Below are 15,072 nucleotides of genomic sequence, written 5' to 3'. Positions count from 1 at the left end.
AAAAATTACTAAGGGTGAATTTTTTCTCACCCCAAACGCCAAACTGTTCAGCAACGCTATGGTCTTCATCTGATAATAGAGTGAAGTTCAGAGACTTTTTCTCAACGAAGTTTGGTAGGCGTTTGACTGGATCAACACTCACACCTAAAACAACCACATTCAGGTCATCAAGCTGTGCTTTGATATCACGCAGGCCTTCCGCTTGTACGATACAACCTGGAGTCATTGCTTTTGGGTAAAAGTAGAAAAGTACCTTTTTACCTTTAAAGTCACCAAGAGATACGATATTGCCATCTTGATCTGGAAGAGAAAAAGCAGGTGCTGGAACACCAGCCGTTAGCGTATTCATGACATTTCCTTTTTAAAGACTGTTTTTGATAAAGTTGAGCGAGCCTTGTACGGATAGGCTCAGACACAGCGCGTCGAATTCTTCTTGTAGCTGCATCAAATTACATTCTGATTGCACAGAAGCGGTAATGGAGATATGGAATTGGTCGTTGTCGAGTTGAACCTTGGACTTATTGATGGTTCGTGCGCTCAGTGAGTCGAGTCCGATGTTGCGGTCTGCAAAGAACTGAGTGAATTGCTCGGTAAGGCCGATTTTGTCATCTGACTCAACGAACACCTCTACGGTGTAAGAGTTCTCAATCACATCATGAGTTGAGGTTCGCTTCATAATCGTAATCAAGTCGTGCTCTTGTCCAAGCAAGGGCAGGGTGGTTTCAACGCGGGTGATGTTGTTTGCCTTTCCAGACAGCAGCATGATAAGCGTAAATTCTTCGCCAAATAGAGCGATACGGCTATCAATAATGTTACAGCCTGATTGGGTGACTAAATGAACCACTTGGTTGCATACACCTGGGCGATCTGTGCCCACAGCTGTGATTACTAGATGTTGAGTCATAAAATCACGTCTCTTTATATTCCATTGATTCATGCATGTTAGCACAGTTAACAAAAGGAATAAGTGTAGGAGGGGGGCTTTTATGAGGCGTTTTTCTTCCAATGCGCAGCAAATGGTAGGAATATCGAGGAGGCTAAAAAAACAAGATAGCGCCACGTTGCGACAGCTTACCTGTTACTGACATCGAGTTTAGCCCTATCCGTTAGATTGAGCGTAGATGACCAAAATTTTAGATAGAACGGCGTTAGAAGTCGTTTTACCTCAAACATACGACAATATTTAATGCAGTTGTTGCCAGTAAGCCACTTTAATGTCTTGTGTTTATTGATCGGCTTACAGTAACATGCAAAAAGAATAAATTAAGGGAGATAGACATGTTTTCAGGAAGTATCGTTGCGCTAGTTACGCCATTTAATACAGATGGTGAAGTGGATTTCGACAGCCTTAAAAAGTTGGTTGAGTACCATGTTGCTGCAGGTAGTGATGGTCTGGTTGCGGTTGGCACAACAGGTGAGTCTTCTACGCTCACTATTGAAGAGCATGTCAAAGTCGTCAATAAGATCGTTGAATTTGCCGATGGTCGTATCCCTGTTATTGCAGGTACAGGCGCAAATGCGACTCACGAGTCAGTGTTATTCAGCCGTTTGTTGAACGGTTCTGGTATTGCTGGTTGCCTGAGCGTAACGCCTTACTACAACAAACCAACTCAAGAAGGTTTGTACCAACACTATAAAGCGATTGCTGAAGTTAGTGACGTTCCACAAATCCTATACAATGTTCCGGGTCGTACTGCCGTTGACTTGTTACCAGAAACGGTTGCTCGCCTTGCTGAGATCGAAAACATCGTTGCACTTAAAGATGCGACGGGTGATCTCGACAGAATTGCAATTCACCGTGAACTTTGTGGCGAAGACTTTATCTTACTAAGTGGTGATGACTTAACAGGCCTAGAATTTGTTAAGCGTGGTGGTGATGGTGTTATCTCTGTAACCAATAATGTTGCAGCTGCTGATATGGCAACCATGTTCAAACTAGCGAAAGAAGGTAAGTTTGAAGAAGCAGAAGCGATCAATGAGCGTTTGATGCCTCTTCACAAAAACTTGTTTGTTGAGTCTAACCCTATTCCCGTAAAATGGGCGGTTCACAAATTGGGTCTGATTGCTGAAGGTGGCTTACGTCTACCGTTGACTGAATTGTCAAAGCCTGCTCAACCCGTTGTTGCTCAAGCAATGACTGAAGCGTGTATTTACTAAAACGTATGAAATGATGCCGAAGCGAACCTTCGGCATTTAGGAGTATAAATGAAGTATTCTCACCAGCTAGTGATTGGGTCACTGGCTGTTTTCGTTCTTACAGCATGTTCTGGCAGCCCGACTCAACGTCGCCAAGCCAAAGATGATTTCGAATACTTAGAAACACCTGAGTTTTCACAATGGCAACTGCCTGAAGATGCTCAACCTCAGTTCTACCCAAATTTTGATATCCCAAGCGGTGAATTCAGTGGTGGTACAGGTCGTCAAGTGGATATTCGTCCGCCTCAACAGGTTCTTGAACTGATCCCAGGTGCTCGTGCTGAGCGTCAAAACGGTGAAGTGACACTATGGCTTCTTCGTGCTGAAGAAGCAGACCGAGTGTGGCAAACGGCGGTAGACATGCTAGCTCAGCGTGGCATTGGCATTCGTGAGCAATCAGAGAACGACATTGAGACCGATTGGGTAACTTGGGTTTCTGAGGACGAAGAAGTAGAGATTGGCAGCCGCTATTCTATCTCTCGTTTCCAAGCGAACAATCGTCATGGCTTCAAGATTAACCTAATTGATTGGCGTGAAGGTTCTGAAGAGAAACCTGTATCGGCAACCAATAAAGAGCGTTACAACGCGTTCCTAACGAACCTTGTGATGGCTAAGTACGATGAAAACCTTCGTGCAGAAGCGGCACTGAAAGCGCAAGAGTTAGTGAAACGTATCCCTATTTCAATGGGTGCTGACCGCAGTGGTTTCCCTGTGATTATCGCGCGTACGCCTTACAACGTGTTGTGGCAACGCTTGCCTGAACTGCTACCTCAAATGGGCTTCGAGCTTGAAGAGCGTAATCAGTCTCAAGGTACTGTAAAAGCGAAATACGCAGCGCCTGATGATGAGTTCTGGGAAACAGTTGGCCTACAGCCTATTGACCTAGCGCCAGGCACATATACCTTCTTGTTTGGTGATCTTGGTAACCGTACGTCGATTAACGTAACGGATGCATCAGGTAAGCCAGTAGAAGAAGAGCTACTTAAGTCAATGGTTCCGGTATTAGCACACGTTGCTGACCAAACCAAAGATAAGAAAGAAGCAAAAGCTGAATAAGCCCTGAGCTGATTATGATAAATAAAAAAGAGGACACATTGTGTCCTCTTTTTTTATGTTCGTTCGCCAGCGTTTTATCTATCTGTTGTCTAATTTCTAATTAGGGATAACAGCGCACCTGACTTGTTGGGGCGAGCGCATCAAAGGCATTAGGTTAAGTGTCTTTGTTCTCTGTGGACTTATCTTCTTGAGCTTTCTCTTGGTTCTGTTTATCTAATTGATTGAGCTTGTCTAAGTCTTTCTCTGTTTTGTTACGACCTGTCAGATCCATATTGGCGGTCTGTTTGAGCGCAGCAATATTACCCACCACAACGCTAACCACGATGATGATGATAACCCAAGGGTTTGTAAGCCACTCCAACATAAGCGCTCCTAATGACTGATATTCGCCACGAAGCGCGCATAGATCTCGTCTAGCTGCTCCATAATTATCTCATACCCTAATATTGGCTTAGATTGGAGTTGCTTGCCAAGTAAAGTGGGAGATAACTGTGATAAACACAACTGTGAAACTTTACGGTGGCTAATATGCCAAGGTTCTATCGCAACACCGCCAAGGTCTTGGCTGTAAGGGAAGAAAAAACCATATTGAGATGCATTGGCCACCAGCCATTGGTAAAACGCTTGCTGGTGGCCAGTAAGGTATTCCCATGGTTCCAGCTGTAGCTGCGTGCCTTCAGGTAAATGATTACGAGCAAAGACATCAAAGTCACAGCCCCAATGGTGACGACTCGCCCCAGGAAGCGCAGACCACCTCAGAATCGCCGACAACTTTTGTTGTTCACTGAGTGTTGAAGCATCCAGTGGTTGGCTTTCTGAATCTAATATCGGTGCTTCACCAGAAAACTTGCGGTTCCAAATCAGAGATTGCCTTTCATAGTCGCGAAAGCCACTGGCAATCTCCATTTTAAAACCAGCGAGTTGAGCAGCTTCAATCAAACTGTTTAGATCATCTTTGACATCACTGTGGACCAAGAATGTCTTGGTGCCAATCAGGTTAGGTTCCAGATGAGAATCTGATTGTCCGGTAAGCTGCTCTGGTGTCATAACGCGTCTCTCAATAATTAGATGCTATCAATCGCTGATCAAAGAACTATTTAGCAAACAGGTTCACTAGTGTTCTTTCGTACATGTCGGTTAGCTTCTCTAAGTCAGCCACTTTCACGCATTCGTTAACCTTGTGAATGGTCGCATTAACCGGACCTAGTTCTACTACTTGCCCTTTCATGCGCGCAATAAAGCGTCCGTCAGATGTACCACCTGTAGTCAGTAGTGCTGGTTTTACGTCATTGACGTGACCAACGGCATCCACAATAGCATCAAGTAGCGAGCCAGCGTCGGTTAAGAACGGGTCGCCATTGAATGTCCATTTCAAATCGTATTCGAAATCGTACTTGTCGAGTGTATTTGTGATTCGTTCAACGATGATGTCGTTGTTTAACTCTGTGCTAAAGCGAAGGTTAAACTGAACATTAAATTCACCAGGAATTACGTTTGACGCACCCGTACCCGCACTTACATTTGGGATCTGGAAGCTGGTTGGTGGGAAGTAATCATTACCTTTGTCCCACTCGGTAGTAGCCAGTTCATTGATCGCAAGCAGAGAGCTGTGTACCGGGTTGTTCGCTAGGTGAGGGTAAGCAACATGACCTTGTGTGCCTTTAACTGTTAGGTCACCAGTGATAGAACCACGACGGCCGTTTTTCACGACATCACCGACGTACTCAGTACTTGATGGTTCACCCACAATACACATGTCGATGTTCTCGCCACGAGCCATCAGAGCTTCAACAACACGTACCGTACCGTTGATGAAAGGACCTTCTTCATCTGACGTGATAAGGAAACCGATTGAGCCGGTGTGATCAGGGTGTTTAGCAATGAACTGTTCTACTGCAACGATCATTGAAGCTAGAGAACCTTTCATATCTGCCGCGCCGCGACCGTGCAGGAAGCCATCTACGATAGTCGGTTCGAATGGTTTAGTGTTCCATTGCTCAATTGGGCCAGCAGGTACAACATCAGTGTGGCCAGCAAAGGCAAAGAGAGGCGCTTCTGTACCACGGCGCGCCCAGAAGTTCGTCGTATCTTCAAATACCATCACTTCGATTTCAAAGCCTAATGCTTTTAAGCGTTTAATCATCAGATCTTGGCAGCCTGCATCTTCAGGGGTTACCGATTGACGGCTGATTAGGTCTTTTGCCAGAGCCAAAGTTGGGCTATCTGTCATCCTTGAATTCCTTGTTTAAATAAAACGTCTAGTCATTAATTGTTGAGCGCTGAATAGGGGAGGTTCAACGCTTTGTTATTTATTCTAATACTACTAATTACGCAAAAATAGCGGCATATTGATCAGCTTTAAAGCCGATGTGAAGCTTGCCATCAACGTTCAAAATTGGGCGCTTGATCATTGCCGGTTGTTCAACAAGCAGAGCCACTGCTTTTTCTTCCGTTAGCGTGTCTTTTTGTTCTTGAGTCAGTTGGCGATAAGTCGTACCACGTTTGTTTAGCACCAGTTCCCAACCAAGTTCTGAACAAAAAGTTTTTACCAGCTCTTCGTTGATGCCTTGTTTACGATAATCGTGAAATTCGAACTCAATACCTTCAGCTTCTAACCATTTCTTTGCTTTTTTGATGGTGTCGCAGTTCGGAATGCCAAACATAGTGATAGTCATTATTCTTCCTTTGGGTGATTTTATTTCGTTGTTATGAGTTGAATCCTATCAGGAAGCTGCAATTCAGACAAAATAGAGTGAGGAATATTTCATAGAGTGAAAAAAAACAGTAAGAAAATGTCACTATTGGAGACTTATTGATCAGCCTCAACATGTTGTCAGCGAAAAAAGAAATAATTGAGTTGCACATATATAGGAGGTGTCAATGGAGTTGAGTCCTGTTTTTGCAAGGCGGCTATATTTAGCATTGTTAGTGGAAAGCCTTGATAGGCCAAATGTGCCTAAACTCATCGAAAAAACGGGTTGGCCTCGTCGTACTATTCAAGATGTACTCAAGGCGTTACCGGGGATCGGTATCGAACTTATGTTTGTTCAAGATGGGCGACGTCATAATGATGGTTATTACCAGTTATCCGACTGGGGGCCATTTGATAGTCAATGGGTTATCGAACGTAAAGGCGATATAGCAACAAGCCTTGGATTTAGTGCATAAGCCAGCGAAAGCTGGCTTTCTTTTGGGCGTCGTAAAATCAAAGCATGTTGAGATGCCGATTTACTGATTAACTTTCTCTCTTACACAGATAGGCTGTGCCAAGCATAGTGACGGAAGTACTAAAGTCTTGGGGAAGGGTAAATATGACGGTGTCTGCGCCTAATTCAATGGCGTTGAATTTTAACTCGTTCATTGCGCCTTGAATCAGAGTGTCATTTGGGAAGAATAGGTAGCTGTACCAGTGGCCTTCGCTGCCTGTGACTTCTCCTTTGTACTCGCACTTGTTGATATCAATCAGTCCGTGATAATCCATTTGTACTTGGTCAGCTTCGCTATGCGGGACTGTCGTCGGTGTCGTGCACCCTAATAACATGCCAGTCATAGCTAAAGCGACTAATTCCTTTTTCATACGTTTACCCTGCTATTTCATCAAATAAATCGCGAAACCAACCCAGCTTGCGAACAATAGTAACCACGGCAATTTACCGGCGTGATTTGATGTTGTTTCAATACTCGTGTCTACATTGTTCTCTTCGTCTAGATTAGCTTGTAGAGTCTGCTTCTCTTTCTGTACACGTTTCTTTGCTTTATCAGCTTGGCGACTGCGTTCTTTTTGCTGTTTCTTGTAAAGTGCGATGCCTTTCTCGATACCCTGAGCAATTAACTTCGTTTGTTCTTTGGTTTGAGCTGGCTTTTGCGTCGCTTTGGCTATCTTCAGTGCTTCTTGTTGAGATTCAACAGACGGTGTATTAGTTTTCTTTTTCATACTGAGTTCGATAATTAAAACGGATTAACCAATAAGATAACGCAAACCTAGTTAAGTATGAATGATTTGCGTTAAAGTGTTGGTTTGAAAATAAGTGAAAGTGAGATTTGTGCGGTACTCCATAGAACAATACGACAAACACGGCTTTTTGAAAGCCCCGATCTTATTATGGTTAGGTTGGCTATTTCTGGCGAAAGCTTTGGTCGTTTTCATTGTTGCGGGCGCAAGCCGAGAGTCGGGTACGGATATCCTCGAGATAATCTATCCAGATCACCAGATGTTTTATGTCGGAATTGCTTTAAGTATCCCTAGCTTGCTACTGATGTGGTTGTTTGGACTTAGAACACCAGATAGAAAACGCCTCAATAAAGTCGTGTCTTGGGGGCGTTGGGTCACCATGATGGCTATCTTGGCGCAGGGGGCTCATACCGTTTATTTAATCTATTTGGATAACGGATGGTTCCGTTGGTCAAATGGCATCACCCTGTTGTTGCTCCTATGGTTAGCGCTTTTTCTAACCAATAGTCATGCCGCTAGGGATTGCTTTAAAGTGGTTGAGCTCGAAGACTGATTCTCATCAAAACACTTGTCCCATTCACAATTATACTTAGAAGCTAAAAATGAAAGGATTAATCTATGCTTAACATCTCAAATGAGCAGCCTAACGTTCAAAGTGCTATCTTGCCAGAAGCTGGGCCTTTCGCTCTTTACGTTCAATTAAAAGTGAATGCTAACGCTGCTAACGTATTAGCTGAAATTCAAAAGCTTCCGACTCTAATCGACGAGCTTAACCAAACTCAACCAGATGCAAACTTAACGGCGTCGGTTGCGTTCTCAAAGGCTTTTTGGGATAAGTTCGAGCAAGCTGCTCCCTCTGATCTAATTGATTTCCCTGCGCTTGGTGAGGGTGATGTCACTGCACCGAGCACATTGTCTGATATTCTTATTCACTGTCATTCAAATCGACACGATCTGCACTTCTTTATCCTACGTAAATTGCTATCTGAAGTAGCAGCAGACGTTGAAGTAGTAGATGAAACTTACGGCTACCGCTTCCTAGATTCACGTGACATGACCGATTTCGTTGATGGCACTGAAAACCCGAAAGACGCACAGCGCGCTGAAGTAGCGATTGTGCCTGAAGGTGAGTTCGCTGGTGGTAGTTATGTGATGGTGCAACGTTTTGTGCATAACCTACCTGCTTGGAACCGATTGAATGTATCGGCACAAGAGAAAGTGGTTGGCCGTACTAAGCCAGACTCTATCGAGCTAGATGATGTTCCTGCGGCGTCTCACGTTGGTCGTGTGGATATCAAAGAAGAAGGTAAGGGCCTTAAAATTGTTCGTCACAGCCTACCTTACGGCACAGCAACGGGCGACCACGGCCTACTGTTCATTGCTTACTGTAACGTTCGTCATAACTTTGATGCGATGCTAGAGAGCATGTACGGCGTGACAGATGGTAAAACAGACCAACTGCTTCGTTTTACTAAAGCGGTGACAGGCGCTTACTACTTTGCACCGTCGACTGGCATGTTGAGTGCATTAACGGTTAAGTAAATCATCTCAAAAAGAATAAACAAAGGGAGCCTCAGGGCTCCTTTTTTATTAAAGCTTTATATGAATTGGTCGATATAAGAGCAATCGTGAGTTTTATTCATCTTTTTGTAAGTGAAGGTCTATGGCTATAACTGTTAATACAAATGTCTCAGCGCTGGTGGCTCAGAGGAATCTGTCGAATGCCAACAACATGCTGAACCAATCTTTGGAGCGCTTAGCTTCAGGGAGTCGTATTAATAGTGCAAAAGACGATGCGGCTGGCTTACAAACTTCAAATCGACTAGAAGCGCAGATGAGCGGAATTGATGTCGCGGTTCGAAATGCCAACGATGGAATCTCCATTATGCAGACAGCAGAAGGAGCGATGAATGAAACCACCAATATCATGCAACGCATGCGAGATTTGTCACTGCAAGCGAGTAATGGTTCGAATAGCCATTCTGAAAGGACGGCGATTCAAGAAGAAGTGACTGCTCTAAATGATGAGTTGAATCGAATTGCTGAAACCACCTCGTTTGGTGGTAAAAAACTTCTTAACGGTAGTTTTGGTAGCACGTCATTTCAAATCGGTGGCAGTTCTGGTGAAGCGGTGCAGATAGGTTTGAAAAACATGCGCACCGATGACATCAACATGGGTGGATTTAGTTATGTTGCCAATGGCATGGCAAGTGATTCGTGGGAAGTGAAATCCAACCAGAATGATATGACGATGTCGTTTACCGACCGTTTTGGTCAGCCACAAGAGATCACCATTAACGCGAAAGCAGGCGATGATATCGAAGAGTTGGCGACTTATATTAATGGACAAACGGATCTGGTCTCGGCTTCCGTCAATGATGAAGGGCAGCTTCAGATCTATATGTCTGGCGAAGACACTGCAGGCACGATCTCTTTTTCAGGTTCATTAGCGAGTGAGCTTTCGATGTCGGCGGGTTATTACGAATCAGTCGATGACATCAATGTGACCGATGTGGGTGGCGCGCAGCGTGCTGTTTCTATTTTAGATACAGCGATGAAGTACGTGGATAGTCACCGCTCCGAACTCGGCGCAATGCAAAACCGCTTTGACCATGCAATAAATAATCTCGAAAACGTTCATGAGAACTTGGCGACATCCAACAGCCGAATCAAAGATACCGACTACGCCAAAGAGACCACTCAAATGCTCAAGCAGCAAATATTGCAGCAAGTGAGCACCACAATACTGGCTCAAGCAAAGCAAGCGCCGAATCTTGCTTTAACCTTACTGGGTTAATAAATTGCCTCGAATCTTATAAAGGTAATTCAGCTTAACCAAAGCCCTTGGGTTAATAAAAACACAAATTTTCGCTCGACTGACATCTCGACAACTTTAGCGTTTTTCTCATCTTTTTTTTGATAATTTCACGGCTAGTCACGCTTTCTTCCGCTTTCCCGCTATTTCTTTAATTTTATTGTTTTTTTCCTAAAGGTTTCAGTATTCACGCCGTTATTAATAGTAACTTAGAGATAACTACTTGGTTTTCCGAGACGTCGGAAACCGCTATACCGGAAAATCAATTGGAGAAGTCACCATGGCAGTGAATGTAAATACCAACGTTTCAGCGATGACAGCACAACGTTACCTAAACAACGCAAACAGCGCACAACAAACATCAATGGAGCGTCTAGCTTCAGGCTCTAAAATCAACAGCGCGAAAGATGACGCTGCGGGCCTACAAATCTCGAACCGTTTGAACGTTCAGAGTCGTGGTCTTGATGTTGCTGTTCGTAACGCGAACGACGGTATCTCTATTGCACAAACTGCTGAAGGTGCAATGAACGAGACAACCAACATCCTGCAACGTATGCGTGATTTGTCTCTACAATCTTCAAACGGCTCAAACTCAAAATCTGAGCGTGTAGCGATTCAAGAAGAAGTAACAGCATTGAACGACGAACTGAACCGTATTGCGGAAACCACGTCTTTTGGTGGCAACAAGCTGCTTAACGGTACTCACGGTACTAAATCATTCCAAATCGGTGCGGATAACGGTGAAGCGGTAATGCTTCAACTGAAAGACATGCGCTCTGATAACGCTCAGATGGGTGGTAAGAGCTACCAAACTGAGAACGCGAAAGACAAAGACTGGAACGTTCAAGCTGGCGCAAACGACCTAAAAATGTCGTTCACTGATAACTTCGGCCAAGCTCAAGAAATCGATGTGTCTGCGAAAGCGGGCGACGACATCGAAGAGCTAGCAACGTACATCAACGGTCAACAAGACTCTGTTAAAGCGTCTGTAACTGAAGACGGTAAGCTGCAAATGTTTACTGGTAACAACAAAGTTGAAGGCGAAGTGGCATTCTCTGGCAGCCTTGCTGGCGAACTAGGCATGCAACCTGGCAAAGATGTAACGGTTGATACTATCGACGTAACATCAGTTGGCGGCGCACAAGAATCTGTAGCAGTCATCGATGCGGCACTTAAGTATGTAGATAGCCACCGTGCTGAATTGGGTGCTTTCCAAAACCGTTTCGACCACGCTATCAGCAACTTAGACAACATTAACGAGAACGTTAACGCATCTAAGAGCCGTATTAAAGATACCGATTTCGCGAAAGAAACGACTCAGATGACTAAGTCTCAGATCCTTTCTCAAGCATCAAGCTCGATTCTTGCTCAAGCGAAGCAAGCACCGAACTCGGCACTTAGCCTACTAGGTTAATCGATTAAAAAGCCACGTTGACTATATGTTGTTGATCATCATAGGCGTTAACGTAAGGCTTCCACAAATTAGCTCGTGGTGAGAGATGAGCGCTAAACAGACCCAGCTTCGGCTGGGTTTTTTATTGCCTGTTATTTAGCTAAGGGTGTAGTTGGAGAAAGTACCGTAATGTTGAAAGAAGCAAAAGCGAGATTCCCTATCACGCTCGTCCCTCGCTGTAGGGAACGAGGCATCAGGAATCTGGCTTTTAAGGAGAATGCTACTTTAGTTCTTGTTTACCACTGCAGGGAATGACGGGTTAACTGTAAGTCGGCAAGTCCACATGCCGTCATTCCAGAACCGAGTAGAACGAGGTATCAGGAATCTGCTTTTGGTCGAGACTTGATTCGAATTAGATGTCAGGTTCTTGTTGTGGCCGAAAGATAATAGACTAGATAGCGCTAACTGCCTTTCACATAGGTGAATAATCAGGAATAAGTAATGTGGTCAACATTAGTCATCTCAGAATCGAGCTGAGCGAGATATCAGAGATCTGTGTTTATCTGAAGTCATAGCGCGTTATCTAACATGCCGTATCAGTGTCTAGAACGGTGTTTGACTAGGTTTAATAACAAAGTAGGGCGGTCAGTTGGCAATTAAGGATTAGTATTGCTGTGGCTTATTGAGGGGCTGTCTACAATGAGGTGAAGAGCGGCAGTCAGAACCGTTGTTTAGGGAGCTCGATAAATATAGCAGGCACAAAAAACGCCACCCTTAGGTAGCGTTTTTATTAAAGCAGTTAAGTAATCGAAATTACTTAGTTACTTTAAGAACTGGAGTTTCGCCAACAGTTACAGAACCAGAAAGCTTGTTCAGCTCCTTGATTTCGTCCATGTTAGAGATAACAACTGGAGTAAGCGTAGATTTCGCTTTCTCTTCTAGAAGCGCTAGGTCGAAAGTGATGATAGTGTCACCAGCTTTAACAGATTGACCTTCTTCAGCTACACGAGTGAAGCCTTCGCCTTTAAGTTCAACAGTATCGATACCGAAGTGAACGAAAAGCTCAACACCGTCGTCAGACTCGATAGAGAATGCGTGGTTAGTTTCGAAAATCTTACCGATAGTACCGTTAACTGGAGCAACCATTTTGTCGCCAGCTGGTTTGATCGCGATGCCGTCACCAACGATTTTTTCAGCGAAAACAACATCTGGCACATCTTCAATATTTACGATTTCGCCAGATAGAGGTGCGATGATTTCGATTGCACCAGCGTCAGCGCTGTCGTCAGATACTAGCTTTTTCAGTTTGTCAAACAGACCCATTGTGTCATGCTCCTAACGTTTAGTTTTATTCTGTAGAATATACTATACCAATCTAACAAATTAGACGACTATTTTTAGCCGTCTAACTTTATTAAGCTCTTGGTGATTACTGAGTTTTCTCAGCGATGAACTTTTCTACGCAAGCTTCAATTTCTGCAGCGGTAGGTAGAGATAGTGCTTCGTCAGCCATAGCTTTAACTTCTGCGAAGTTAGAGTTACGGATTACTTTCTTAACTTTAGGGATAGAGATACCGCTCATAGAGAACTCATCTAGACCCATACCAAGAAGAAGTAGAGTTGCACGCTCATCGCCTGCTAGCTCGCCACACATACCTGTCCATTTGCCTTCTTTGTGAGAAGCATCGATTACTTGCTTGATTACAAGAAGAACCGCTGGAGATAGTGGGTTGTAAAGGTGAGAAATCATCTCGTTACCACGGTCAACTGCAAGAGTGTATTGCGTTAGATCGTTAGTACCGATAGAGAAGAAAGCTACTTCTTTAGCAAGGTGGTGTGCGATTGCAGCTGCTGCTGGAGTCTCAACCATTACGCCAATTTCGATGTCTTCATCGAATGCGTGACCTTCAGCGCGAAGTTCAACTTTGTACTCTTCGATTGCTTTTTTAAGTTCACGGATCTCTTCAATAGAAATGATCATTGGGAACATGATACGTAGCTTACCGTGTGCAGATGCACGAAGAATGCCGCGTAGTTGGTCACGTAAGATTTCACGACGATCCAAGCTGATACGTACTGCACGCCAGCCTAGGAACGGGTTCATTTCTTCTGGAAGATCCATGTATGGAAGATCTTTATCGCCACCGATATCCATTGTACGGATAATCACTGACTCACCGTGCATTGCTTCCGCTACTTCTTTGTAAGCAACGTATTGCTCTTCTTCAGTAGGAAGTGCAGTACGGTCCATGAATAGGAATTCAGTACGGTACAGACCAACACCTTCGCCACCGTTGCGCAAGATACCGTCACAGTCTTTAACTGTACCGATGTTGCCGCAAACTTCTACTTGATGGTTATCAAGCGTGATAGCTGGTAGGTCTTTAAGTTTTGCTAGTTCAGCCGCTTCTGCTTCAAAATCAGATTTGATTTTCTTAGCTTCTGCTAATTCAGCGTCAGAAGGGTTGATGATGATCTTGTTGTTCATCGCGTCTAGCACAAGCATGTCGCCGTTCTTAACTTGCTTAGTGATATCGTTAGTACCAACGATAGCTGGAAGCTCAAGTGAACGTGCCATGATTGAAGTATGAGATGTACGACCGCCGATGTCACAAGCGAAACCAAGAACGTAGTCTAGGTTGATTTGTGCAGTTTCAGATGGCGTTAGGTCGTAAGCAACTAGGATAACTTGTTCATTGATATCTGCTAGAGACACAATGTTGATGCCTAGTGCATTTTTAACGAAGCGAGTACCGATATCACGGATATCAGTCGCACGTTCTTTTAGGTACTCATCATCAAGTGACTCAAGTGCAACAGCTTGCTCTTCGATCACTGTGTAGATCGCGTTGTCTGCGTGCATTTTGTCTTTCTTGATGAGTGCTAAAATCTCTTCTTCTAGCTCTTCATCTTCAAGCAGCATGATATGGCCTTCAAAGATTGCTTCTTTTTCTTCGCCAAAAGTTTCAAGTGCTTTTTGCTTTACAACTTCAAGTTGTTGAGAAGATTTGTTACGAGCGTCAAAAAAACGCTGAACTTCTGCTTCAACTTGATCGTCTGAGATAGATTGAGTGTTTAGGACAATTTCATCTTCTTGAAGTAGTAGTGCTTTACCGAAAGCAATACCAGGAGATGCTAGGATGCCTGAAATCATAGCCTTACCTTAGTTGTTCAACTGTAAACGGGAGAATGTGTGACTTTAAGTCGTCGACTAAATGTCGCGCTTATTGCTATCTATTTCGAACAAAGCCACTTTGCTGTGCAAAATGGCTTTGAAAGAAGGAGACCGTATTAGTGTAGTTGATCCATAAGAGCAACTAGGTGGTCTACTGCTTGCTGAGCTTGAGGGCCTTCAGCTGAAATAGTAACGTTAGTACCTTTTACTAGGCCTAAAGTTTGTAGCTTGAACAGGCTTTTCGCGCTAGCGCTTTTGCCGTTAGAAGTCACTGTGATGTCAGCGTCGAAAGATTTTGCTTCTTTAACGAACTGTGCAGCTGGACGTGTGTGAAGGCCGTTTTCTGCTGTGATTTCTACTTGCTTCTCGTACATTTTATATACCCCAATTAATTTATTTTTTGTAAGTTTGTAACCAATTCAGCTTAACTGCTTTAACGTAAATCCGCTAGAGGCTAGTACGCTATGTTCGTGTTAGAACTTAGA

Annotated in this window: 17 protein-coding genes and 1 pseudogene; 7 read left to right on the top strand and 11 right to left on the bottom strand. The window is 44.0% G+C overall.

What is annotated here, in order from left to right; all coding sequences use genetic code 11:
• Positions 1-16: 16 nt before the first annotated feature.
• Both bcp and AC3CKG_RS12190 read right to left on the bottom strand, forming a co-directional pair.
• Positions 17-349, bottom strand: a pseudogene (gene bcp / locus AC3CKG_RS12195) (thioredoxin-dependent thiol peroxidase); the annotation flags it as partial.
• Between the two features lie 12 nt (positions 350-361).
• Positions 362-904 (bottom strand): glycine cleavage system transcriptional repressor, encoded by a 543-nt coding sequence (locus AC3CKG_RS12190; protein WP_017107219.1) that lies wholly within the window; start codon positions 902-904, stop codon positions 362-364.
• A gap of 374 nt (positions 905-1,278) precedes the next feature.
• On the opposite strand from AC3CKG_RS12190, the gene dapA reads away from it, so the two are divergent.
• A complete protein-coding gene (dapA, locus tag AC3CKG_RS12185; RefSeq protein ID WP_029223468.1) occupies positions 1,279-2,157 on the top strand; it encodes a 4-hydroxy-tetrahydrodipicolinate synthase in 879 nt (292 codons plus the stop codon).
• Positions 2,158-2,205: 48 nt separating this feature from the next.
• On the top strand, positions 2,206-3,252 hold the full coding sequence (gene bamC, locus AC3CKG_RS12180; protein ID WP_017110364.1) for an outer membrane protein assembly factor BamC: 1,047 nt from the start codon (positions 2,206-2,208) through the stop codon (positions 3,250-3,252).
• A gap of 154 nt (positions 3,253-3,406) precedes the next feature.
• Here bamC and AC3CKG_RS12175 read toward each other — a convergent pair whose 3' ends face one another.
• The 4 genes from AC3CKG_RS12175 to AC3CKG_RS12160 form a co-directional block, all read right to left on the bottom strand.
• The gene (locus AC3CKG_RS12175; RefSeq protein WP_017107222.1) at positions 3,407-3,616 is read right to left on the bottom strand and encodes a DUF2897 family protein; all 210 of its coding nucleotides are present in this window, start codon (positions 3,614-3,616) and stop codon (positions 3,407-3,409) included.
• An 8-nt stretch (positions 3,617-3,624) separates the two neighbouring features.
• Entirely contained in the window at positions 3,625-4,299 is a 675-nt protein-coding gene (locus AC3CKG_RS12170) for a M15 family metallopeptidase (protein WP_102297125.1), read from the bottom strand.
• A gap of 46 nt (positions 4,300-4,345) precedes the next feature.
• Entirely contained in the window at positions 4,346-5,482 is a 1,137-nt protein-coding gene (dapE, locus tag AC3CKG_RS12165) for a succinyl-diaminopimelate desuccinylase (protein WP_102326345.1), read from the bottom strand.
• Positions 5,483-5,579: 97 nt separating this feature from the next.
• Positions 5,580-5,927 (bottom strand): ArsC family reductase, encoded by a 348-nt coding sequence (locus tag AC3CKG_RS12160; RefSeq protein WP_065103115.1) that lies wholly within the window; start codon positions 5,925-5,927, stop codon positions 5,580-5,582.
• A 205-nt stretch (positions 5,928-6,132) separates the two neighbouring features.
• Between AC3CKG_RS12160 and AC3CKG_RS12155 the strand changes: the two genes are divergently transcribed.
• Complete coding sequence (locus tag AC3CKG_RS12155; protein WP_029223467.1) at positions 6,133-6,420, top strand: winged helix-turn-helix domain-containing protein; 288 nt, start codon at positions 6,133-6,135, stop codon at positions 6,418-6,420.
• 67 nt (positions 6,421-6,487) lie between these two features.
• On the opposite strand, the gene AC3CKG_RS12150 is transcribed toward AC3CKG_RS12155, so the two are convergent.
• Both AC3CKG_RS12150 and AC3CKG_RS12145 read right to left on the bottom strand, forming a co-directional pair.
• On the bottom strand, positions 6,488-6,829 hold the full coding sequence (locus AC3CKG_RS12150; RefSeq protein ID WP_099165306.1) for a DUF4156 domain-containing protein: 342 nt from the start codon (positions 6,827-6,829) through the stop codon (positions 6,488-6,490).
• A gap of 12 nt (positions 6,830-6,841) precedes the next feature.
• Positions 6,842-7,186 carry a DUF2956 domain-containing protein gene (locus AC3CKG_RS12145; RefSeq protein ID WP_488528410.1) on the bottom strand — a complete coding sequence of 115 codons (345 nt, stop codon included), beginning with the start codon at positions 7,184-7,186 and terminating at the stop codon, positions 6,842-6,844.
• A gap of 109 nt (positions 7,187-7,295) precedes the next feature.
• Here AC3CKG_RS12145 and AC3CKG_RS12140 point away from each other — a divergent pair, with 109 nt between their 5' ends.
• From AC3CKG_RS12140 to AC3CKG_RS12125, 4 genes are all read left to right on the top strand, one after another.
• Positions 7,296-7,757, top strand: coding sequence for a DUF2919 domain-containing protein (locus AC3CKG_RS12140; protein ID WP_488528409.1), 462 nt, complete (start codon positions 7,296-7,298; stop codon positions 7,755-7,757).
• Positions 7,758-7,822: 65 nt separating this feature from the next.
• Complete coding sequence (locus AC3CKG_RS12135; RefSeq protein ID WP_488528408.1) at positions 7,823-8,746, top strand: Dyp-type peroxidase; 924 nt, start codon at positions 7,823-7,825, stop codon at positions 8,744-8,746.
• A gap of 121 nt (positions 8,747-8,867) precedes the next feature.
• Positions 8,868-10,001 carry a flagellin gene (locus AC3CKG_RS12130; protein ID WP_488528407.1) on the top strand — a complete coding sequence of 378 codons (1,134 nt, stop codon included), beginning with the start codon at positions 8,868-8,870 and terminating at the stop codon, positions 9,999-10,001.
• A 298-nt stretch (positions 10,002-10,299) separates the two neighbouring features.
• Complete coding sequence (locus AC3CKG_RS12125) at positions 10,300-11,433, top strand: flagellin (protein ID WP_004736189.1); 1,134 nt, start codon at positions 10,300-10,302, stop codon at positions 11,431-11,433.
• Between the two features lie 792 nt (positions 11,434-12,225).
• On the opposite strand, the gene crr is transcribed toward AC3CKG_RS12125, so the two are convergent.
• From crr to AC3CKG_RS12110, 3 genes are all read right to left on the bottom strand, one after another.
• Positions 12,226-12,735, bottom strand: coding sequence for a PTS glucose transporter subunit IIA (gene crr, locus AC3CKG_RS12120; RefSeq protein WP_004737851.1), 510 nt, complete (start codon positions 12,733-12,735; stop codon positions 12,226-12,228).
• 106 nt (positions 12,736-12,841) lie between these two features.
• Positions 12,842-14,566 carry a phosphoenolpyruvate-protein phosphotransferase PtsI gene (gene ptsI, locus AC3CKG_RS12115; RefSeq protein WP_017106090.1) on the bottom strand — a complete coding sequence of 575 codons (1,725 nt, stop codon included), beginning with the start codon at positions 14,564-14,566 and terminating at the stop codon, positions 12,842-12,844.
• Positions 14,567-14,703: 137 nt separating this feature from the next.
• Positions 14,704-14,961, bottom strand: coding sequence for an HPr family phosphocarrier protein (locus AC3CKG_RS12110; protein ID WP_004734263.1), 258 nt, complete (start codon positions 14,959-14,961; stop codon positions 14,704-14,706).
• Between the last annotated feature and the right edge of the window lie 111 nt (positions 14,962-15,072).

Source organism: Vibrio sp. QJM3NY_15 (assembly GCF_057785995.1).
The sequence above is the reverse complement of the archived record's forward strand: the minus strand, read 5'-3'. Positions and strand labels throughout refer to the sequence as shown.